The sequence below is a fragment of the Pseudodesulfovibrio tunisiensis genome, assembly GCF_022809775.1.
In the GTDB taxonomy this organism is placed as follows: Bacteria; Desulfobacterota; Desulfovibrionia; order Desulfovibrionales; family Desulfovibrionaceae; genus Pseudodesulfovibrio; species Pseudodesulfovibrio tunisiensis.
In genome coordinates this window covers 894,678-916,251 of sequence record NZ_CP094380.1, presented here as the reverse complement: position 1 = coordinate 916,251, position 21,574 = coordinate 894,678, and the positions used below count along the sequence as shown (strand labels likewise).

General features: G+C 55.6%; 18 protein-coding genes and 1 pseudogene. 14 read left to right on the top strand and 5 right to left on the bottom strand.

Annotation, left to right across the window (positions count from 1 at the left end; translation table 11 throughout):
- The first annotated feature begins 99 nt into the window (after positions 1 to 99).
- Both MPN23_RS04620 and MPN23_RS04615 read left to right on the top strand, forming a co-directional pair.
- Positions 100 to 726 (top strand): tetratricopeptide repeat protein, encoded by a 627-nt coding sequence (locus MPN23_RS04620; RefSeq protein ID WP_243546423.1) that lies wholly within the window; start codon positions 100 to 102, stop codon positions 724 to 726.
- Positions 727 to 872: 146 nt separating this feature from the next.
- Positions 873 to 1,934, top strand: coding sequence for a DUF697 domain-containing protein (locus MPN23_RS04615; protein ID WP_243546421.1), 1,062 nt, complete (start codon positions 873 to 875; stop codon positions 1,932 to 1,934).
- 77 nt (positions 1,935 to 2,011) lie between these two features.
- Here the strand turns inward: MPN23_RS04615 and MPN23_RS04610 are convergent, their stop codons facing one another.
- Together MPN23_RS04610 and MPN23_RS04605 are read right to left on the bottom strand one after the other, a co-directional pair.
- Positions 2,012 to 2,305, bottom strand: coding sequence for a hypothetical protein (locus MPN23_RS04610; RefSeq protein ID WP_243546420.1), 294 nt, complete (start codon positions 2,303 to 2,305; stop codon positions 2,012 to 2,014).
- A gap of 150 nt (positions 2,306 to 2,455) precedes the next feature.
- Complete coding sequence (locus tag MPN23_RS04605) at positions 2,456 to 2,842, bottom strand: flagellar protein FlaG (RefSeq protein WP_243546419.1); 387 nt, start codon at positions 2,840 to 2,842, stop codon at positions 2,456 to 2,458.
- Between the two features lie 310 nt (positions 2,843 to 3,152).
- Between MPN23_RS04605 and MPN23_RS04600 the strand changes: the two genes are divergently transcribed.
- The 4 genes from MPN23_RS04600 to MPN23_RS04585 are packed head-to-tail and all read left to right on the top strand — an operon-like array spanning position 3,153 to position 6,571.
- Positions 3,153 to 4,271 (top strand): FapA family protein, encoded by a 1,119-nt coding sequence (locus tag MPN23_RS04600; RefSeq protein ID WP_243546418.1) that lies wholly within the window; start codon positions 3,153 to 3,155, stop codon positions 4,269 to 4,271.
- A 6-nt stretch (positions 4,272 to 4,277) separates the two neighbouring features.
- Positions 4,278 to 5,030 carry a motility protein A gene (locus MPN23_RS04595; RefSeq protein WP_243546417.1) on the top strand — a complete coding sequence of 251 codons (753 nt, stop codon included), beginning with the start codon at positions 4,278 to 4,280 and terminating at the stop codon, positions 5,028 to 5,030.
- Positions 5,031 to 5,048: 18 nt separating this feature from the next.
- Positions 5,049 to 5,810, top strand: a complete 762-nt coding sequence (locus tag MPN23_RS04590) for an OmpA/MotB family protein (protein WP_243546416.1) — start codon at positions 5,049 to 5,051, stop codon at positions 5,808 to 5,810.
- Positions 5,811 to 5,836: 26 nt separating this feature from the next.
- Positions 5,837 to 6,571: an OmpA family protein gene (locus tag MPN23_RS04585; protein ID WP_243546415.1), complete on the top strand. Its 735-nt coding sequence runs from the start codon at positions 5,837 to 5,839 to the stop codon at positions 6,569 to 6,571.
- Between the two features lie 46 nt (positions 6,572 to 6,617).
- Here MPN23_RS04585 and MPN23_RS04580 read toward each other — a convergent pair.
- The 3 genes and pseudogenes from MPN23_RS04580 to MPN23_RS04570 form a co-directional block, all read right to left on the bottom strand.
- A pseudogene (locus MPN23_RS04580) lies at positions 6,618 to 9,173 on the bottom strand (ATP-binding protein); the annotation flags it as partial.
- 21 nt (positions 9,174 to 9,194) lie between these two features.
- Entirely contained in the window at positions 9,195 to 10,304 is a 1,110-nt protein-coding gene (locus MPN23_RS04575) for an ABC transporter substrate-binding protein (RefSeq protein ID WP_243546414.1), read from the bottom strand.
- A gap of 162 nt (positions 10,305 to 10,466) precedes the next feature.
- A complete protein-coding gene (locus MPN23_RS04570; protein WP_243546413.1) occupies positions 10,467 to 10,748 on the bottom strand; it encodes a hypothetical protein in 282 nt (93 codons plus the stop codon).
- Between the two features lie 205 nt (positions 10,749 to 10,953).
- Here MPN23_RS04570 and MPN23_RS04565 point away from each other — a divergent pair, with 205 nt between their 5' ends.
- From MPN23_RS04565 to MPN23_RS04530, 8 genes are all read left to right on the top strand, one after another.
- A complete protein-coding gene (locus MPN23_RS04565; protein WP_243546411.1) occupies positions 10,954 to 12,702 on the top strand; it encodes an amidohydrolase in 1,749 nt (582 codons plus the stop codon).
- Between the two features lie 263 nt (positions 12,703 to 12,965).
- A complete protein-coding gene (locus tag MPN23_RS04560) occupies positions 12,966 to 13,730 on the top strand; it encodes a DUF1538 domain-containing protein (RefSeq protein ID WP_243546410.1) in 765 nt (254 codons plus the stop codon).
- A gap of 15 nt (positions 13,731 to 13,745) precedes the next feature.
- Positions 13,746 to 14,540, top strand: a complete 795-nt coding sequence (locus tag MPN23_RS04555) for a DUF1538 domain-containing protein (protein ID WP_341540096.1) — start codon at positions 13,746 to 13,748, stop codon at positions 14,538 to 14,540.
- A gap of 1 nt (position 14,541) precedes the next feature.
- On the top strand, positions 14,542 to 14,889 hold the full coding sequence (locus MPN23_RS04550) for a P-II family nitrogen regulator (protein WP_243546406.1): 348 nt from the start codon (positions 14,542 to 14,544) through the stop codon (positions 14,887 to 14,889).
- A 25-nt stretch (positions 14,890 to 14,914) separates the two neighbouring features.
- Positions 14,915 to 15,310, top strand: coding sequence for a CBS domain-containing protein (locus MPN23_RS04545; protein WP_243546405.1), 396 nt, complete (start codon positions 14,915 to 14,917; stop codon positions 15,308 to 15,310).
- 271 nt (positions 15,311 to 15,581) lie between these two features.
- Entirely contained in the window at positions 15,582 to 17,270 is a 1,689-nt protein-coding gene (locus tag MPN23_RS04540) for a potassium channel family protein (protein ID WP_243546403.1), read from the top strand.
- A 712-nt stretch (positions 17,271 to 17,982) separates the two neighbouring features.
- Positions 17,983 to 19,824 carry a DNA primase family protein gene (locus MPN23_RS04535; protein ID WP_243546402.1) on the top strand — a complete coding sequence of 614 codons (1,842 nt, stop codon included), beginning with the start codon at positions 17,983 to 17,985 and terminating at the stop codon, positions 19,822 to 19,824.
- A 274-nt stretch (positions 19,825 to 20,098) separates the two neighbouring features.
- The gene (locus MPN23_RS04530; protein WP_243546401.1) at positions 20,099 to 21,538 is read left to right on the top strand and encodes a primase-helicase zinc-binding domain-containing protein; all 1,440 of its coding nucleotides are present in this window, start codon (positions 20,099 to 20,101) and stop codon (positions 21,536 to 21,538) included.
- Positions 21,539 to 21,574 lie beyond the last annotated feature (36 nt).

Below are 21,574 nucleotides of genomic sequence, written 5' to 3'. Positions count from 1 at the left end.
GGCGGTTGACGTGGACTTGAGCAAATCGGACCAATCAGATAAGGAATGCCTTGTTTCGCCGGAAGTCTGTCGAAAACCTTATCCGGAGAAAAAAGTATTATGGGAACGAACAAACGTCAGCGTGAATTGGAAGAATTTCGAAACAGTCACGTGAAGAAATCCACGTGTGCGGTTCTGGTCGTGTTTGCCGTTCTGGCGGGGGCCTTCATCGGCAATACCGCGACCGTGTTGTACATGAGCCCCAAGCATGTTGCGGCTCCGGCTTCGACTTCGCAGCCGCAGGACAGCCCGCAGGCAACCGGATCGTTCACGGATTTGCAGAAGCTGGAAGCCGCTACGGCGAAAAGTCCCGGTGATGCGCATGTCTGGATCGATCTGGGCAATTTCTGTTTTGACAACGGGCTCAACGAAAAGGCTGTTGTTGCATATGAACGGGCTCTGGAGCTTGATCCGGTCAAGCATCCCGGCGTCTGGTCCGACCTCGGGGTCATGTATCGGCGCGTGAAGCGGTTCGAGGACGCGGTCAAGGCTTTTGACCGGGCCGCGGAACTGGACCCCGGGCATGTGACATCACGTTTCAACATGGGCGTGGTCCTGCTGCACGATCTGAACCGCAAGGCCGATGCGCTTGCCGCATGGAAGGCTGTGCTTGCGGTCAAGCCGGATGCGCTTTCTCCGAGCGGAGTGCCTGTCGCGGACATGGTGCGTGATTTGGAAAACGATTGATTTGCCGGGAATCTTGTGGTGGTGTGAAAAAAACCGTCCCGCATGATTCCCGAACATTTTAGCATGAAATTCGATGCAGGGGGCGGTCCCAAGCCGCTCCCTTTTTTTCGTGTTCGCACATCGGTGGGGGGCAGGAACATGCTGACATGAAACATTCCCTTGTGCGTGCTTTTTTTCTTGTGCTGATTCTGCTGTGGATCGGCTTTCTGCTGTTCATGATGAATCAGGTGGCCGGACTTGCCGATCTGGCGAATCGCTTCGTCCCCGGAGCCGAGCCGTATGTGTTCTGGGGCGGATGTGCGCTGGTCTTCTGGTTCACGGCGGTCCCGTTCGTCCTTGTGTTTCGGCGTCCCCGTCCACTCAGATTGCCCGAGAACGCCTCGGCTTCCCAACGGTCCGACTTCTTTCGGAAGGCAAGGAAGCGGCTGCGCCGCAATCCGCATGTGCGCAAGGCCGAGCTGGGCTTGCGCACCGAGGAGGATGTGGAGCTGGCCCTGCACCATCTGGACGAGGTGGCCAATGAGGCCACGAGGAAGACCGCATCCCGCATTTTTCTGACCACCGCCATCTCCCAGAACGGCAAGCTGGATTCCTTCGTGGTCTTCGGCCTGCTGACCAAACTGGTCTGGGACGTTTCCGGAATATACAGTCAGCGGGCTTCCCTGTCCGGTCTGGCTCGTGTCTACGTGAATGTGGCTGTGGCAACATTCCTGGCCGGAGGCGTGGAGGAGCTGGATGTACAGGAACAGATAGATTCCATACTTTCCCCGGTGCTGGCGAGTTCGGCCATGGGCGCGATTCCCGGCGCCAGCGGGGTTGCAGCGGCTCTGACCGCGGCCTTGCTGGATGGGGCGGCAAACGGGTTCCTCGCGCTCAGGGTCGGCATCATCACCCGCAACCATTTCAACTATCAATTGGACGGCTCCAGTGCAGCCTGTCGCAGAGGTGCCATGTCCGAGGCCGGAACCATGCTGGTGGCCGTGACCGCCAATGCGGCCAAGACCATCACGTCTGTCTACCTCAAGTCCCTGACGCATGCCGCGGGCAAGGGATTCATGAAGGCGGCACGGGCCGTTGTCGGGACTGCGGACATGACCGTGGATGCGACTTCCAGAGCTGCACATGCTTCGGCCGATGCCGTCAGTTCCGGGGCCAGAGGCGTGGGCAGGTTTACCAAGGCGGCAGGACGGATATTTCGCAAGGAATAGGAAAAGACGGTGAGTAAACGAAAAAGGCCATCCACATATGTGCGGATGGCCTTTTTCGTTTTCTGTCCGGGAGGGGGTCAGGCAACCTTGTCGGCAATGGACCCCGTGCCGTCCATGAGGGCGTTGCTGACGGCCTTTTGAATGTCGACATCGGTTCCCGTGGACGAGAAATCGGTCCCGGATCCGAAGAACTCCGTGTTTCTGGATGCGAGTTCCGCTCCGGCCGGAGCCATCTCGACCTGATCCATGCCGTCGGGATTCACGCCGGAAATTTCGGTGTTCGAATTCTGCCCCACGGACTGGATACCTATGGATTGTTCGTCAAAGGCCATGGACTGAGGCGTCATGGCGGAGATGCTGATATCGGACATACTGCCTCCCCTGCTGGGATTTCCCTGTACTCAATATGCCCGAACCCGGAGAAATAGGCAAGACGCGACAAAGCGTCCGACCTGCAGGGCCGGAGCCTTGTCCAAGCCTTGAGCGAAACTTCGCACGAGGCGTGATTGCCTTGACCGCGATCAGGACGTCCTGTCCAGAAATCCGCCGACGAATTCCTTGATGGACTGCGAGAGCTTGATCATCTCATCAGCCGGAATCTTTCGGATGACCTTGCCCTGTTCGTCCTGGACTTCCACCTGAACCGTGTCTTCCTTTTCAAGGACATTGAACTTGAGCTTGATGTCCCTGGCGTCCAGCTTTTCCTGGACGGTCTGAACCTGCCGTTCCACTTCCTCGCGGGAGGCACTGCCTTCCTTTTGCGGGTCAGCGTCGGCCTTTCCCGTTTTCTGTACGGCATCCTTGCGAAAGCTCATGTCCTGCGGAGGACTTTCCTGCGGCTTCACGGCAGGCGTGACGTTCTCCGAACGAAGAGCCCGCACCTCGTTGTTGACTTCCGGGATATTCATGGTCTCCCTCCCTGGTGTTGCACGAATGATCCCAACCTGGGTTCCCGTTTACGTCTGATTTATCGGCAGGCGGGGCGTTTTCTTTAGGGAGGGTAGGGGCAGATCGGGAGTATTCCCCAAATGGTTCCCGACATCTTGAATTCTCGGGATGGTGTGGCTATAGCATTGACGGCCTGTGTAAGGTGTAAGTATGATAATCACTTCCATAAGGGTGGCCTGTTCGCTCCTTGTGAACACGTCTGTTTTGTGGAAAGGAAGGTGATGGTCCCGAATTTGGGACCGGACAAGCTGAATCATCCAAGGGGTGCCGATGCCTTACTACCTGAAACATCATTTTGATCCGGATACGGGTCGTCGCCGATTGGTTCCGGAAAAACAGGCGGATGGAAGTGTTGATCATTTCGAATTGAACTACGTTCAGAATGTCGAAGCCGGCAACGTCATTGCGGAGTGGGTCGAGGTTGACGAAGAGGAAGCCGAAAAGCTGGATTCCCGATACCTTTTCGAGGAAAGAAAGTTTCCGGCCGGGCACGGGACCGGCATCAAGCATAGGCACCCGGATCGTCTGTATGCCGCAGTCAATGGTTGGGTCGGGTACAGCGATGGCAGGATTCGCGTCCATGAAAAACTGACCATTGAAAAGGACGTCGATTACAATACCGGCAACATTGATTTCATCGGCAATCTCACTGTCAGAGGCTGCGTGCGCAGCGGATTTCATGTCGGCGGGCGAGATGTCAGGATCGATGGACAGATCGAAGGTGCCAGAGTGGAGGCCCTGCACAGCCTGAGTTGTCGGGGCGGAGTCAAGGGAAGTCACGAGGCGTTTCTCGAGTCCGGCAAGACCATGAAACTGGCGTTTTGCGAAAACGCCACGCTCAAGGCGGGCGAGGACGTGCTGGTCAAGGGTGCACTCATGCACAGCGATGTGTATGCCGGTCGCAGATTGGCCGTGGGAGGCCGCCTGACGGGCGGAAGAATCGTCTGCCATGAGTATATCTATGTGGGAGAACAGCTTGGCGGCGGATTGGACACGAGCACCCGAATTATACTCGGCTACAATCCGACATTGATGTACGCTGACGAGGAATACAACGCCCGGATCAGATTGCTGCACGACCGGATCAAGACTTATGAAAAACAGATGAGCAAGGGGCCCGATTTTCGAGAGGAATTCGGTCCCAAGCTTGAGGCGGCGATCAAGGAACTCAATCTGGTCAAGATGCTCAAGGTCAAGCTGTGGGAAGGAATTCAGGGAACCGAATGCCTTGATGAATGCAAGATCCTCGTGCCCGGCGTGGTCAAGCCCGGTGTCGAAATCAGCATCGGGGACGCTTTCCTGAAGGTGGACGACTATTTCGAGGACGTCTATTTCTATTACGAGAACTACGAAGTGAAGATTGGAACGTCTTCAAAGAGGCTTGGCTAGCTACATATGGATATTGCAACGTTAATCGGACTTGTCGGCGGTTTCGGCCTTATCGTCACCACTGTCCTCATGGGAGGCAATGCCGGCGGTTTTGTGGATCCGCCGTCCCTGGTCGTGGTTGTCGGCGGTACGCTGGCCGCAACTTTCGTCATGTTCCCTCTGAAAACGGTCATTGGCACGGCCAAGGTGGCCATGAAGACCATTCTGTTCAAGTCTCAGGATCCGCAGGACATGATTCGTCTGATTACCTCGCTCGCGGATACCGCGCGCAAGGAAAGTCTGGTTGCTTTGGAAAAGGTCAACATCGATGACGCGTACCTCAAGAAAGGGGTCATGCTTGTTGTGGATGGTTCCAGCGAATCTCTCGTGCGATCCGTCATGGAAATCGAGCTTGATTTCATGAAGCAGCGGCACAGAGCCGGGCAGGGGGTTTTCAAGGGAATGGGAACCATGGCTCCGGCTTTCGGCATGATCGGGACGCTTATCGGCCTTGTGAACATGCTGCAGAACCTGTCCGACCCGTCCTCCATCGGCCCGGCCATGGCCGTGGCACTGCTGACCACGTTTTACGGTGCTGTGCTGGCCAACGTGGTTTTTCTGCCTCTGGCAACCAAGCTGGAACAGCGTTCGGAAGAGGACGCCCTGTTCATGCAGATCATGATAGAAGGTGTCGCGTCCTTGCAAAAGGGCGACCATCCCACCGTGGTCAAGGAAAAGCTGCAGGCCTTTTTGTCTCCGGCTCTCCGCGAGGAATCCTAGCCCGCCCGGGGTCGATCCATGGCAGACAAGCAAGAAGTTCTGGAACCAAGGCAGCCGGAACCTCCCAAGCAGGAGGAGGGGTTGCCCGCCTGGATGGCGACGTTTGCCGACATGATGACGTTGCTGCTCTGCTTTTTCGTCCTGCTTCTCTCGTTTGCCGAGCAGGATGTGGAGAAGTTCCGGGATGCGATGGGCTCCCTGAAAGGGGCGTTCGGCGTCAGGGAAGTCCGGGCGGTGTCCAAGGACATGGCTCTGTTCAATACCAGCAAGAGCACGCAGGACATGGTGTCCAAGATTTCCCATGACGAGCGGCTGCTTCTCGGTGTGGTCATGCGCATCAAGTCGCTGCTTGAGGATGAAGATGTGGAAATGCGGAAGGGAACCGGAGTGACCGCGGATCGCGACGGTGTCGTTTTCAGCGCGGATTCCGCAGCCATGTTCAAGCCCGGAACTGCGGAACTCACGACGCGCGCCAGTGCCATTCTGGATAACGTGGTCAAGGTGCTCAAGGACTACAAGCTGAATCTGGTCGTTCGGGGGCATACGGATGATCGGCCGATTTCAACAAACAAGTTTCCATCCAACTGGGAGCTGTCGGCAGCCAGAGCCGCCGTGGCGCTGGATTACATTCTCAGGAAGGGAAACATCGAGGTGAGTCGGGCCAAGGCGGTCGGGTATGCCGACACGCGGCCTGCAGCGCCCAATGACAGCCCCGAAAACAGGCGCCGGAACCAGCGGGTGGAGTTCTATCTTCACATGCCGCAACGGGACGCGTGGTAAGTATGCCGGATAAAGACGGAATTGCTTTGAATGCTCCCAAGCCTCCGAAAAAGCAGGAGCCGCCCCGGGGCGAGGAAGGCATCCCGCCGTGGATGGCCACCTTTGCCGACATGGTGACGCTGCTCCTGTGCTTTTTCGTGCTGCTGTTGTCCTTTACCACGCAGGACATCAACAACTTCAAGATGCTCATGGGCTCGGTTCAGGAAGCGCTCGGCGTGCAATACGAGGACCGGGCTTCCCGTTCCATTCCCTATGCCGAGACCAGCTTTCGCGAACACAAGCTTGTCCGGGAGAATCGGGAAATCGTGGAGATGGGTGCGCGGCTCAAGCAGTTCATTCGGGCGCAGGATTTGACCAGTATTGCTCGCGTGAGCCGGGAAAAATCCGGGGTCATGCTCAGAGTCGGCAACTCAGCCCTTTTTGCTCAGGGCTCGGCTCGTCTGACTCCCGGTGCCAGACGCGTGCTCGCCGGAGTCGTCGATGCTTTGAAAAATTCGGATTTCAACATGGTGATCCGTGGGCACACCGATGGGGAAAGGCCTGAACCCGGCATGTACCATTCGAACTGGGAACTTTCGGCTGCCCGCGCTGCTGCCTGCCTGCGTTACGTTCTGGAACATTCCGACATTTCGGCGCGACGCATGAAAGCCGTGGGCTATGCCAGTGCCAAGCCGTTTCTTCCCAGCACCACAGCCGCAAACAAGGCCGCCAATCGGCGTGTGGAATTCTTTTTCCTTCCCAACGGCGACTCCAAGTGGTGATCCGGATTACTGTCTGAAGTTCAGCCGTTGCAGAAGCTGCTGTCAGTTCTTCGATGCTCACGGGTTTGGGCAGATAGTCGGACATGCCCATGGCAAGAAAGCGTTTTCGATCTTCGGGCATGGCGTGGGCTGTCAGCGCAACGATCGGGATTTCCGATTGCGGAGGCCCCAACTCCCGAATGTGTTTCATGGCCTCGATCCCGTCCATCCCGGGCATTTGTATGTCCATGAACACGCAGGCATACTCGTTCTTCTGCACGGCTTCGACCGCTTCCTGTCCATTTCCTGCGCATTCGGCCCGGTGGCCGAGCTTTTCAAGCATTTTGGTGATGGCGATCTGGTTGATTCGGTCATCTTCGGCCACAAGAATTTTCTGTGAGAACGGCTTCAGCACGGGAATGGCATCCTTTTGCTTCGGATTGGCTGTCTCGGGGTGGGGCTTTTCGAGCTCCAGGGTGAAATGGACCGAGGTGCCGCATCCCTCCTCGCTTTCCACGGCAATGGTGCCGTTCATGAGTTGAACGAGCTTTTTGACGATTCCCAGACCGAGACCGGTCCCCTGATAGGCCCGTGTGTAGGTCCCGTCCACCTGCGTGAACGATTCGAAGACAAAGTCGATCTTGTCGCTGGGGATGCCGATTCCCGTATCCTGGACTTCAAAGAGCAGACGTACCTTGTTTGATCCTTCCAACATGGGCAGAGCGGACGCGGAAACCGAAACCTTGCCGGAATCCGTGAATTTTACGGCATTGCCGACCAGATTGAACAGAATTTGACGAATGCGAACGTCGTCGCCTTTCAGAAGCTTGGGAAAGTTGGGGCCGATGTCGATGGAAAGTTCGATTTCGGAGCCTTCGGTGGAATGCTTGAAGAATCGGTACAAGGTTTCCAGCAGCTCCTCGGGGCTGAACAGTTTTTCATGCAGAACCATTTTCCCGGCCTCGATTTGAGAAATGTTCAGAATGTCGTTGATGACATTGAGGAGCACCTTGCTTGAACTGATGGCCGTGTCCACATATTCGGCCTGTTCCTCGTCCAGCTTGTTCTTTTTCACAAGTTGCAGCATGCCGAGAATGCCATTCAACGGCGTTCGCAATTCATGGCTCATGTTGGTCAGGAATTCGGTCTTGGCCGTGTTGGCGGATTCTGCCGCAACCTTTGCTTCATGCAGGCTGGATTCGACATTCTTCCGGCGGGTTATGTCCTCGGCGACTCCGACCAGCCGGACTTTGGTGCCTACGTCGTCATAAACAGGGTAGGCTTGGGCACGAATCCATTTGGTCGAGCCGTCCGGCTTGAGAATCCTGTATTCCTCGTTGAAGACGATTCCTTGACTCCGCAAGGCTTCGCGTGCCGAATCAACGCGTTTCCTGTCCGTGGCCATTTGCGTGCTGAGTATCTCCAGCCCTCCATCCAGAAGCTTTTCCCGGGGAACGCCCCATATCTGTTCAAAGGAGGGACTTGCATAGAGAATCCTGTCCGTAGCGAAATCCTGTATCCAGAATACTTCATGAATGCTTTCGACAAGCTGTCTGAATCGTTCCTCGTTTTCGCTTATCTCCTGTTCCCGCAATTGGATGTTCCGGGTCATTGCATCGAATTCCTGCTCGATGACCGCCAATTCGAGAAACTTGTTGGTCTGGGGAAAGGGGTGGTCATATTCTCCGCGTGCCACCATGTGCATGGACTTGGTTACATTGGAGAGCGGGGTGATGACGTTTCGTCGCAGGCGGAACTGAAGATAGCGTGCGAATATCAGGAAGAGCACGGCCGCTGTTCCCAAAAGGGCAACAATCGAGGATATCAGAGGAAAATAGACCGTGAATGCCGGCTGGGAAATGAGGATGAGCCATGCGGTTTCCGGAACACGGCTTATGGTTCCCAGAAACAATTGATCGTCGTTCCTGTATACCGTTGTCCAGGGCGAGGCCTTCCTGTAGTCCTGAATGATTGAAAGATTGCCTATGTTGTCCTGCTCCATCACCCGTCTTGAGTCCGGATGGATGATGAGGTTGCCGTATCCATCGCACAGAACGAGTTCTCCGTGGTCCTGCGGAATCAGGCCGGCGAGCCGTTTCTGCAGCATGTTCAGATTCAGTTCCCCGATCAGGATGTTGCCGGATTTCAGCTTCATGCCGATGTGGACCACAAGATTGCCCGTGGTCGTGGAGGGAACCGGCTTGAACATGATCGAAGGCTTGTCCGAGATGCTGCCCTGAAAGAGATTCAAGGCGGCGAAATCGTTTGCCTGAGGGCTCGCTGCAAGAATCTTTCCCTTGGACGTCAGGTACACGATGCGTTCGAAGTCCGGGTTGGACTGGAGAAAGTTGCCCAGTATCCAGGAATACCAGAACGGGTCGTATTTGATTATACTTTGGCTAAGTGCGTTGACTGCTGTCTGTGCGTTGTAGACGTGCAACGTGATGCTTTTGGCGACGGAAACGGCGAGAATCGAATTGTTCGTGTCGAAATCCTTGTTCCGTTCGTATGCCAGATAGATTCCCAGCAGAAGAATAAAGCAGAGACTGGGCGTCAGAATCCATTGCAGCAGGTTGGCATGCACGATTTTGTTGAGAGAGGGAGGAGCATGGTGTCTCTTCATTCTTTTTCCCATCGTTTGCCGCTACCGCATTTCAACCGTGTGGAAATTGCCTTCCTGAACCGCAATGATGAACATGTTGCGTTGCACGTCGCCGTATTCATCAAAACGAAAGTCGCTGACGATGCCGTTGGTCACGCCCTGTTCCATCAGGGCTTCGGCCAGTCCTTCCCGTTTTGCCCCATTGAGTTCCAGGGCCTTGGCCAAGGCAAGGACCGCCTCATAGCTGAATGCCGCAGCAAAGTTGGGCATGGAGCCGAAACGATTCCTGTAGGACACCTTGAAGCGGATGAAATCCGGGTCCGGATTGTCCGGGGCGTAGTCCAGGGAAAGAACCATGCCTTCGACGAATTCTCCGCCATAGGTCAGCAGGTCGTCCGTGTACGCCCATCCACCGCTCAGGTATTGGCTTGTCGCGCCTTGCGAATTCATGTGCGCTATCAGGGCCGCTGCATCCTTGGCTGAGCTGCTGATGACAACTCCGTCCGGTTTCTTCTGGATTATGGTTCTGACAAGAGCTGGCCAGTTCGGATTCTTGGATGAAAAATCAAGGCGGGTCAGGGTCTTGCCTCCGATTTTCAGAAACGCCTGACTGAATTCGTCCGTAAAGGTGTATGTATAGCTTTTGTTGTCGATGTCCGCGACCGTGATTGCGGTCTCCATGTCCAGAGCAAAGCGGGCGTAGTCCGCCAATTCCCCGGCCTGGTGGGAATTGTCGTTCATCAATCTGAAAAAGAAGTCCTTTTTTTGGGTGAGCAGGGTTGTCGTGACGGAGGGAGAGATCATGACGACATTATGCTGGGCGAGAAAATCACTGGCAGCAAGAGCCTGAGAGCTTGTCATGTGGCCGATTATGGCGACAACGCCAGCCTGAATCAGTTTTCCATCGGCCTGTACGGCCCCTTCGGGGGTGTTGCCATCATCGTGCGCCAGAAGCTTCAGAGGCCTGCCGTTGATGCCACCTGCCTTATTGATTGTTTCAACGGCAAGTTGAGCTCCATTGCGGCCATGTACGCCGAGAATGGCGTTCTTTCCCGTCAATTGTCCGGAAAAACCGATCAGGATGGGGGTGTTGTCCCCACATCCTGCAAGCATGAATATCATTGCTGCCAGATGGATGATCACTCGGTTCATTGTGTTGCCCGTACCGGTTTGGGTGATGCCTGTACTTGTGAACCAAGGTAATCCGACGATTTGTTTTTGGCAATTATTGCTTTTGTTTTTGGGAGAACAGGGCAATGGCCGGGAAGAGGATGTCCACCGGGCTCCTTGTTTGAAACCCGGTGGAAGGATCGGCTAGTTCTGCAGAGCAGCGACCGCAGCGGCGCAGAGTGCGCATGCGGCGTCGGAGCTTTCCGAAGCGAATTCCGTTTCGTTTCTGGAGAAGGACGCTTTCCACATGGAATCGGTCAGGCTCTTGGGACAAAGGTCCTTGAGCTTGAAGGCATATCCTCTGGCTTCCATGATTTCCGCTACCCGCAGCGCGACGTGAATGTCGGCCGTCGGGTGTTCCGGCATTTCCGGCCCAAGGCATTGTTCAAGTTGTTCTTCCAGAATTTTTCTTGCTTGTTCGGACATGAGAGTGTCTCCCGGATAGCTGATTATGAAAATCGAATGATGCAAGTAGTTGGCATGGCATGTCAATCATGGCCTGAAGGCTGTTTTGCCCATCACAACCGGTGCAAAGTGCCAGAAAGTTCGTTTCGGAAAATAATACACAATGCGGCTGACGTGATATCCGGTGTGCGATGTCTTGTGGTATTGTTTGCGGTACAATTGTCGTTTGCAGGTACGTACGAAAATCATTTCCTTATGCGGAAGGGAGGAATCAATGAGGAATTCGAAATGTTTTCGACTTGGAATGACACTGGTGAGCATCGCGATCATGCTGGCGTTGGTGTTTGGATTTGGTCGCCCGGTCGAGGCGGCACAAGCAGGAGGGCTCATGCGAATATTCGTCAATGGAACCATCCATCTGGATGCAAAGCGGACAGCGACGAATCTTGTTGTTCAGGACGGAAAGGTCATGGGTTTTGATGTTGATCTTCAAAAGCATTCGGAAGCCGAGGTTGTGGACCTTCAAGGCGGCGTAGTCTATCCGGGATTCAACGACAGTCATTGCCATCTCATGGAGGCGGGATCCTTTCTTCGGATCGGGGTGGATCTTTCGCAGTGCACGGATGCCAAGTGCATCGCGGAAGCCATGCGAAAAAAGGCGGTAACGCTGAAAGGCAGGGAAGACATGCTTCTGGGAATTGGGTTTTCCCTTGAGAACTACGATGCATGGTCTCTGGCTGATTTGGCTCAACTGGATTCCGCCACGGGTGACCATCCGACGTTTCTGATGGACAAGCTCGGGCACAATGTTCTGGTCAACTCGGCTACCATGGCCCTGACCGGGATAAAGCCGGGTACCACGCCTCCGCCGGGAGGGAAGATCGTCGAGGAAAATGGGAAGCCCACCGGGATGTTGCGTGAATCGGCAGCGCTTCTCGCCGGAAACGCCATCTATGCTCGACTGGATGCCGGACAGGTCAAGGCGGGTACCCTCGAATTGCTGCGCAGGTGGGCATCCATGGGGTATACGGCCATTATCGACATGATGGGGTCCCCTTCCGGGCGGATCATGCAGCCTGAGGTCTTTCGGGAAATGGAACAGGAAGGTTCGCTGCCGTTGCGGATCAATTACATGTACACCATCTACAAGCTTGATGATGTCGAGGATGCATTGAAATATGCGGGCAAGGATACGGACATGGTCCGTTTCACGGGGGTGAAGCTGTTCGTGGACGGAGCATATGCCGGAGGGCTGGCCTGGACCACCTGGCTCAATGCTCAAGGCGGACACGGTCTGCATTATGTGGATGGGGATGATGCCGAAGGCGATCAGTACAATCTCGATCGAATCGTGCAGCGCATCGAGAAGTGCGGGCTCAATGCGCATTACCATGTTCAGGGGGATGCCGGGATCAAGGCCCTGCTGAATGCCCTGGACAGAATTGTGAGCGAGCAGGGCGCGTTGCACAGTACTCATACGATTATCCATTTGGCATTTCCGACCCCGGAGCAAATCGAGCGCATCAAGCGTTTTGAAGGCAAGGTGGTGACAACCGTACAACCTGCCTTCTGGGTAGTGGAAAGCGATGCAGATCATTACTACGGGAAACGGGCTCCGGGAGCCTACCCCATCAAGAAGCTGATTGATGCCGGAATTTCCGTGGGGATGAGTACGGATTTCAGCGTGTCCCCCCTGTCCCATGCGCCGCCAACAATGATCATGAAAGTCGCGGCCACGGAATCCGGTCCGGGGCGCAAGCCTGTTTCGGTTCCGGAAGTTGTTCACGGCTTGACCGTGGGAAGTGCGGCCAATACGGCAAAAAGCGACATTGGCATACTTGATGTGGGCTACAAGGCGGACATGGTCGTTTATGACAGGGAACTTTTCACGTCCAAGCCCGAAGGATTCGACAAGGATGTTCCCAAGGTCCTCTCAACATGGATAGGGGGGCGCAAGGTGGAAATTCCTCGATAGAAGTACCTGTGTCTAGCGAAAAGGGCCTGCAGTGAATGCAGGCCCTTTTTATTGGCACAATATAACAGTATAGATAGATCTTTTGTTGGTATGTGGTTGAAACTGAAAACTGCAAAGAAGGGCATGCCGTTTGGCAGATGGGTCGAGGACATCTGGTTCCCTCGAAACAGGAGGATTATCCAATCAGTTGTCTTGAAATGGCGTTTTTTGTCAGGGACGACAGATTGAAGGCCATAAATATCTGAAGAGTGAGAACAGAGTTCATGAATGTCAAAAGTCATTCCCAAGCACGCAGCATTTTGAAGGCAGTTCTTCGGAAGCTTTGGAGTTCCTTCAAAGACTTGTTGCCGATAATTCTGGTTATCGCGTTTTTTCAGGCCGTGGTGTTGCGTCAGCCTCTGCCAAACCTGGAAGATGTGATTTTCGGCGGTATTCTGGTGGTGCTTGGGCTTACACTTTTCATGCAGGGATTGGAGATGGGGCTTTTCCCCATCGGCGAAAACATGGCCCATGCACTGGCCCGCAAGGGCAGTCTGTTTTGGTTGCTCTCCTTTTCTTTTGCATTGGGATTTTCCACCACCGTGGCCGAACCGGCGCTTATTGCCGTGGCCGCTGAAGCTGCCAGCATTGCTGCGCAGGGCAGCCTTATTGCTCCCGGAGAGGAGTCTCTCACCAGCTATGCACTTGGCTTGAGGTTCTCAGTGGCTTTCTCGGTTGGCGTGGCAATTCTTGTCGGCGTATTGCGCATTCTCAAAGGCTGGCCTGTGCACTATTTGATCATCATTGGCTATGTGTTGGTCATGCTCATGACCTTGGTGGCCCCCAGCGAAATCGTGGGCATAGCCTATGATGCAGGCGGCGTGACCACTTCCACGGTCACGGTGCCGCTGGTCGCTGCTCTGGGGGTCGGTCTGGCCTCCATCATCAAGGGGCGAAGCCCACTTTTGGATGGTTTCGGACTCATCGCCTTTGCTTCGTTGCTTCCCATGATTTTTGTCATGGGCTATGGACTGATCATCTTCAATTGAGAGAGGGGCAATACCATGCTGCAATATCTTGTGGACTTCGGATCAGTCCTGCTCGCCACTATCAGGGATATCCTGCCCATTCTCATTCTGATCGTCTGCTTCCAGTTGTTTGTGTTGAGACAGCCCATTCCGCATCTGAGGCAGCTCATTGTCGGCGGCGTGTATGTTGTGCTCGGTCTGGCTCTTTTTCTGATAGGTCTGGAGAAAGCTCTTTTTCCTGTAGGCAAGGTAATGGCTGCTCAGCTTTCCGATCCAGCCTTTCTCACCGGGGGAGTCTCGGATATTGCGCCCACAGATTGGAAGGCGTACGGCTGGATTTACCTGTTTGCAGCCATGATTGGTTTTTCCACCACCATTGCCGAGCCATCGTTGCTCGCCGTGGCCCTCAAGGCTACTGAAGTGTCCGGCGGAGTCATCAGTCAGTGGGGGCTGCGCATCACTGTGGCCCTTGGCGTGGCATTGGGCATCTCGTTGGGGACGTATCGGATCGTTACAGGGACTCCATTATATATCTATATCATGATAGGTTATGTCATCGTGATACTTCAAACGTTTGTGGCACCCAGGAAAATTGTCGCTCTTGCCTACGATTCGGGTGGTGTAACCACTTCAACCGTGACTGTGCCGCTTGTTGCGGCTCTTGGTTTGGGGGTGTCCGAGGCTGTGCCGGGACGCAACCCGGCTCTGGATGGTTTCGGACTTATCGCTTTTGCCAGCCTTTTCCCGATCATCACCGTTATGGGATACGCCCAGTATACGCATTGGGCCGCACAAAGAGCCCGTTTGGCAACCAGCTCCAAGGAGGCATGAAATGAAGTTCAAGCTTGTACTCGCATTAGTCAAAACCCATAAGACCGATCCCATCGTGGACGCGGCCAAGGCGGCAGGTGCTACCGGGGCAACCATCATCAGCGGACGGGGAACGGGGGTGCATGAAGCGAAGACTTTTTTTGGTCTGACCTTGGAAGATCAGACAGACATGGTGATGTTTCTTTTGGAGGAACATTTGGTCAAACCTGTCATGTCTGCCATAGAGGAGGCCGGGGAATTTCATAAGCCAGGTACGGGCATAGCCTTTGCCATTCCTGTGGATTTCATTACCGGCATGGAAAGCCAGATGGAAAAATTCAAGGAAAACATCAGGGACCAGTATTTCTAGTTTCAAACAAGAAAAGGAGCAACCAATGGTTCGATCAATCATTCGAGTACAGGATGTCATGCAAAAGGAATTGTTGACTATAGACGGCATGGCAACTTCCAAGGAAGCCGCAGCAGTCATGCGTTCTCACGGAGCTTCCGAGCTGTTGGTGCATAAAAGAAATGATGACGATGCCTGGGGCATTGTGAGTATCTCGGACCTCATTCGGAAAGTTGTTGTCCCGGACCGTAAAGCTGAGGATGTGTATGTGTATGAGATCATGACCAAGCCTGTAATCACTGTGCCTGCGGATATGGATATCAGGTACGCCATTCGTCTTGTTCATGGAACAGGGCTTCATCGTGCCCCTGTGGAAAGCATGGGGAAGATTGTTGGGATGATTACCCTTTCCTCACTTGTTTTGGATCATGAACTGCTTTAGGGGGGCGAATGCGAGATGCCTCTGTATGCGAGGATTTCTGCTGCTTCCCAAAAGAGGGAGAGCCGAGAGGGGCTTGAAAAAAAGAACAGTCAGGCTTGGTGCAATGCTCAAGCAGGTATGCAATGATGATGTTCGTACACGGAGCACGTAAAGGCAGGTGGAATGTTTTGCCGCCGTCCACACCTTGCCGAAGCTTTCAACAACGTGTGTTTCAAGTACAATTTCTTTGCGACGCCGACTGGGAGTATGAGCACAAAACGGAATGGTCTTCATGAAATACATCCCTTCACAGTTACTCTATTTCTTCCATGATCGACGCGCCCAGCGCAATCTGAATTCTCTTATCAAGTTCATTCTTTTCCTTTGCCTTTTCATCGTTTTCTACAGTGTGCTGTTTCATGTACTGATGGAGATGGAAGGTCAGCATCATTCCTGGATTACTGGCGTGTATTGGACGCTGACGGTCATGTCCACCCTTGGATTCGGCGACATTACCTTTACTTCGGACATTGGCAAGCTGTTTTCGCTTTGCGTCCTCATGTCGGGCATTGTCTTTCTCCTGGTCATGCTGCCATTCACTTTCATACAATTCTTTTATGCGCCATTTCTTGAGGCCCAAAGCAAGTCCAGGGCCGCCCAGGAATTGCCAGAAGATACTTGCGGACATCTGATCATTATCGGTTCAGATAGGGTAGCCCTCAGTTTGGCTACACGCGTCAGCCAATTCAACTACCGATATTGCATCCTCGTCAATGACGTGAACCATGCTTTGGATCTGGTCGACAAAGGATACAAGACCGTGGTGGGAGATTCCGACAACCCCAAGACGTATTCACTTTTGCGAGCGGACCAGGCGGCCATGGTCGTGCTTTTGAGTGATGACATGAAAAACACCAATGCGGCATACACGTTGCGCGAAGTGGCGCCGGAGGTGCCAGTCGTGGCCAATGCCGACTCCGAGGAATCGGTTGATATCCTTCAATTGGCCGGAGCAAGTCACGTCTTTCAGTTCATGGACATGCTTGGAGAAATACTCGCCCGGCGGACCCATGGTGGGGATACCAGAAGCAACGTCATCGGCAACATTAAGCAATTGTATATCGCCGAAGCACCAGCCGCTGGTACGCCGTTTGTGGGGCAAAGCATCAGGAATTGCGGGTTGCGAGAAATTACAGGTATGAATATTTGCGGTCTGTGGGAACGCGGCCGTATGATTCCCGCCCATCCGGATACCATTATCAATTCGAAAACAATCGTCGTTTTGGCTGGAAGTGAAGATCAGCTTCGAGCGTATGACGATTTTGTCGGAGAGATTTCCTTGGGTGGGGCCCCCGTACTTGTTCTTGGCGGCGGTCGTGTTGGACAATCTGCTGCCAAGGTGCTTGATCTACGTGGAATTTCCTACAAGATAGTGGAGAAAAAAGCCGGTCTCATCAAAGATGATATTCATTATGTTCACGGAAGCGCCTCGGATATCGATGTCCTGAAGTCAGCAGGAATCGACAGAGCACCCTCGGTGTTCATTACGACGCACAACGACGATTTGAATATATATCTTACCATTTACTGCAGGCGACTCAGGCCGGACATTCAAGTCATCACCCGAGCAACATTCGACCGCAATATCAATGTCTTGCACAAGGCCGGTGCCGACTTGGTCATGTCGTATGCCACCATGACAGCCAACACGATCATCAACCTGCTGAGCCCCGGCAAGGTGATGACACTCACGGAAGGGCTCACCATCTTTCGGGTCGAAGTCGGTCCTTCGTTGGCGGGCAAAACACTTATGGAAAGTAACATCCGAGATGACACCGGTTGCAGTGTCATTGCGGTATTGCGCGGTGAGAAAATGGAAATCAATCCGGATCCGATGCAGCCCTTGAGTCAAGGGGCTTCACTGCTTGTGATTGGCGGTGATGAGAATGAACGACGTTTTCTGGAAAAATATCAAACCTGACAAGCTGAATCTCGCCTTAACACCATTGGATGTCTGACGGAATGCTTCGGGCAGTACGCAAGGAGCTCCAAACTGTCAAAGGGAGCCATGGCGCAGGTCGGGAAGATGTTCACGCTCTCCGGCGAATGTGGGTAACTCTTTTGGACGGATTCCTTGTTACCCGGAAAGTTACCCGCATTGAACCCCGGATGTCAACGGATCGGGCTGGACGGAGTTGGATGCTCGAAAAGAGAAAAGCCCTTGCTGGGCAAGGGCTTACTGGACTTTTCTGGACACCGTTGGACGGTGCTCTGGTGGAGGCGGGGGGAGTCGAACCCAATAGCGTTTTGTGAGCCTAACGCTTCCAAGAATATCGCGCACCACATGTGTGCTGAATCGGTGCTGCGCGGTCACTGTTTTGAACCTCGATTTTCGTGGCCCGGGCGCGGGGGATGCTTTGCGTTCCCCGCCGCCTGGCGGGTCGGTCTTCAGTGGGCAGGGCGGACCTTTCGTCGCGTCCTCTCCGCCCTCTCCTCAAGGAATCTCGCCAATCATCCAAATCTGCGGCGGGGTGTCTCGGGTCCTTCCCGGGCCTCCGAATTACAGGGGTCGCCAACAGCGTGGTTGGTGTGCGCGTTGGGATTTTTTGTTGGGTGGGAAAATGGGAAGCGTGTTTTCCATGACATGAATTGTGGCACTTCGCAGAGGAACGTAACACAAGCGAGGTGCGCAAATGTCCAATGATTCCAAGAAGATTTCAGCAGAGGTTATGCCTCGGCTGACCTTGCCTCAAGGGTACTCGCTGCATCAGGACACCAACGGGCACTGGGACGTGGTTCCGCCGCCCGATGCGGATCTGAGCGATCCCAAGGTGCTTGGGCTTCTGACCGACCTGCGGCGTTCGCTGGAGGAAGTCCTGTCCCCATCGCCGCCCGGCGCATCGCGTCAGGACGGCCCGCCGCAGGAGATGCCGCGCTTCCGGCCTTGGGAAAACCTTGATCCGGCATGGATTCTGACCTCGATGTACCGGAACGTGACCGGGGATGCCGAGGTCTATGCAGCCATGCACAAGGACCACGTGGCCATCAACATCACCACGGGCGGCGACCGCAAGACTCCCGAGACCCTGCGCTTCACCGGCCATCACTGGGTAATGGATTCGGCCAGCGTGTATGCGCATTCGCTCATGGAGAACGTGGCGCTTTCCTATCAGTACGCGCACCAGATGAAGGTGGTCGTCAGCTTCCAGCGGAAGATCGGCGAGCTGGAGGAGCGCGTGGAAAAGGCGGTGACCGAGGAGGAAAAGACCCTTCTCGCTGCGGACGTGCTCAGCCTGAAGAAGGCGCTGGCCGCCAAGAACAAGGCGGTTCGGGAGCGGATGAATTCGCTGCGGTCTCCGAACAGGGAGAATTCGGTCATGACCAAGGTGCGGTCCATTGCCGGGTTTCCCCTGAACTGCGAATCGTGGTGGCTCGACAACCGGCCCGATCTGCTGCCGGTTGCGAACGGCGTTGTGGATCTGACCACTGGTCGCCATCGCCCGGGCCGCCCGGAGGATTGGATGGTTCGCGCTGCTCCCGTGGAGTGGAGGGGCGAGGATGCCGACCGGAAGGACTGGCTCGAATGCCTGAACGGCATCTATGCGAATCCCGAGACCGGGGAACCGTATCAGGATTTGATCGCCTTCATTCAGCGGCTGTGCGGCTACGCCCTGCTCGGAGCCACGCCGAACCATATCCTGCCCATTCTGACCGGGCGCGGCCGGAACGGAAAGTCCACGCTGCTCAATACGCTGTACAAGGTGCTTGGCCCGCTGGCCGGAGCGTTGCCTTCCGAACTGCTGCTGGATCAGGGCGTGAATCGGTCCGCGGATTCTCCGACACCGTCCATCATGTCGCTCAAGGGACTGCGGCTGGCATGGGCCTCGGAAACAGCCGAAGGCCGCAAGTTCAGCATCGACCGGGTCAAGTGGCTGACCGGAGGCGATCCCCTGACCGGCCGCCATCCCAATGACAAGTATCCGACCACGTTTGCGCCGACGCACCTCATGTTCCTGCTCACCAACAACCTGCCCTCGGCTCCGGCCACGGACTATGCGTTCTGGAAGCGGGTCATGGCCATTCCCCATGCCATCTCCTTTGTACACGGTGAACCCACGCAACCGTGGGAGCGCACCATTGATCCCGATCTGGATGCCAAGCTGGAGCAATGCCTGCCCGGCATTCTGGCCTGGCTGGTGGAAGGGCATCTGGCGTGGCGCAGATACGGGCTGAACCCTCCGGCCATCGTGACCGAGGCCACGGCCCAGTACCGGGAGGGCGAGGACATGCTGGGCGAATTCCTCTTCGAGTGCTGCGATGTTGACGAGAACCTGCGGGTGGGCAGCTCCAAGCTCTACGAGGTGTTCAAGCAGTGGCACCACAAGAGAATGGGGAAGTTCGAGCCGTCGCAGAAGAAGTTCGGCAGCTGGATGAAGGACAAAGGGTTCGAGAAGATCAAGTCCGGAACCATCCTGTATCAGGGGCTGGCCCTGAAGGAACGCCATTTCGAGGGCTTCAACCCGCAGGAGGATTAGTCGAAGGTCCGCATGGTCCCTGCATGGTCCGGCAAAGGTCCATGCCGCAACCCTCTGAAATACCGGGGAAGGCCGTAATGCGTGGGATGATAGGGAGGGTTATCCCTATACCAAAAGAATCTTGAATCAAAGAATGGCAATAAGAGGAAATAGAAAACAGGTCCCTATGGTCCCAATCTGTTTCAACCTGTTGGTTTACCGTTTGTTATCGGTCGGACCATTGGCCGGAGTTTCAGGGACCATCCGGACCATTGCAAGCGAATGGAGGAACGCCATGCCTGCTGAACTGGTTGAATTGGTTCGCGCCCGGGTCGGCTCGGGCTTTGATCTGGCAAAGGGAGCCAGAGGGGAATTCCATGGGCCGTGCCCTGCCTGCGGCGGTACCGATCGCTTTCATGTGTTTGCGGATCAGACTCCCAGTGGCGATCTGGCTATGCGTGCGGGCATGAACGGCGGGTACTGGTGCCGTCAGTGCGGTTTGGCTGGCGACTATGTGCAATGGCTGGTGGAGATCGAAGGGTGGGATTGGACAAAAATTTTCGAATATCTGGGAGTAGAGGGCGCGCAGACGGAACGGAGCGAGCCGGTGCAGCGGGCTGCGGCGCGGCCAGCGGTCACGGGCAGGCCCGTGAACGAGCTGCGGCCGTTGGAGTTCCCGGCAGTGGCGTGGCAGGAGCACGGGGAAAAGTTCGTCCAGACATGCGCGGCCGCGCTGGAACGCAATGCGCGTCTTGTCCGTTGGCTGGAGGACAGGGGCGTGCCTCTGGAGGTTGCCCGGGAGTATCGGCTCGGGTGGCATGCCGGACAGCGGCAGAAGAACAATCGGCCCCCCTGTGCCTATCGCAATCGGGAGTCGTGGGCACTGCCTCCGGCAACGTTTCCGGACGGCAGGCCCAGAAAGAGCCTGTGGCTGCCGCGCGGTCTGGTCATTCCCAAGGTCAGGGAAGGGCAGTTGCTGGGCATCCGGATTCGTCGGCCTTCCGTGGATCTGGAAAGCGGCAGGAGCAGAAAGAAGTACGTTCAGGTCGAGGGTTCCAGACACGGCTGTCTGATCACGCCCCGGGCGCGCGCCTATGTGGTGGTGGAGTCCGAGCTGGATGCGCTGGCCGTGATCGCGGCGAACGTTCCGGACGTGGGCGGCTGCGCCATCGGCAGTCTGTCGGCCTATCCGGACCTTGAGGCGGCGGAGCATCTGAAGCGGGCCGTGGACATTTTGCAGGCACTGGATTTCGAGCCGCAGGGGGACGGGGAAAAGCAGGGAAGGAAGTTCCGGACATGGTGGCTGAACGCCTTTCCCCAGTGCCGACGCGCGCCCATGCCCGTGGGCAAGGATCCCGGAGAGCTGGTGCAGCGGATCGGCATGCAGGGATTGCAGTCGTGGATCCTGTCCCAGATATCCCCGGTTCTGCGCGTGGCCGCGCCCAGACCCAGGGGCCGGGTGGCTTCGGCTCCGGAGCCGGCAAGGGCGGCGGAGGGCGCAATTCCCCGGAGCGTGCGGCGGCTCGACAGCCTGATGCGGCAACTCAATGTACCGGTGTGGCGAGGACCGGACAGGATCGGCGTGGATCTGGAACATCCTTGGCATTACCCGTCCGGGCCGGAAGCGGACGAACTGATGCGGCTCTACTTTTCCGGGGAGGTCATGGACTGGATCGGCGAGAACCACAACCCGGGCAGGATCATGCCCGGCCAACTGCTGCGGACGGGAAACTAGGAGAGGGTTGCCGGTTGGAGTGGCACCTCCTTCCGG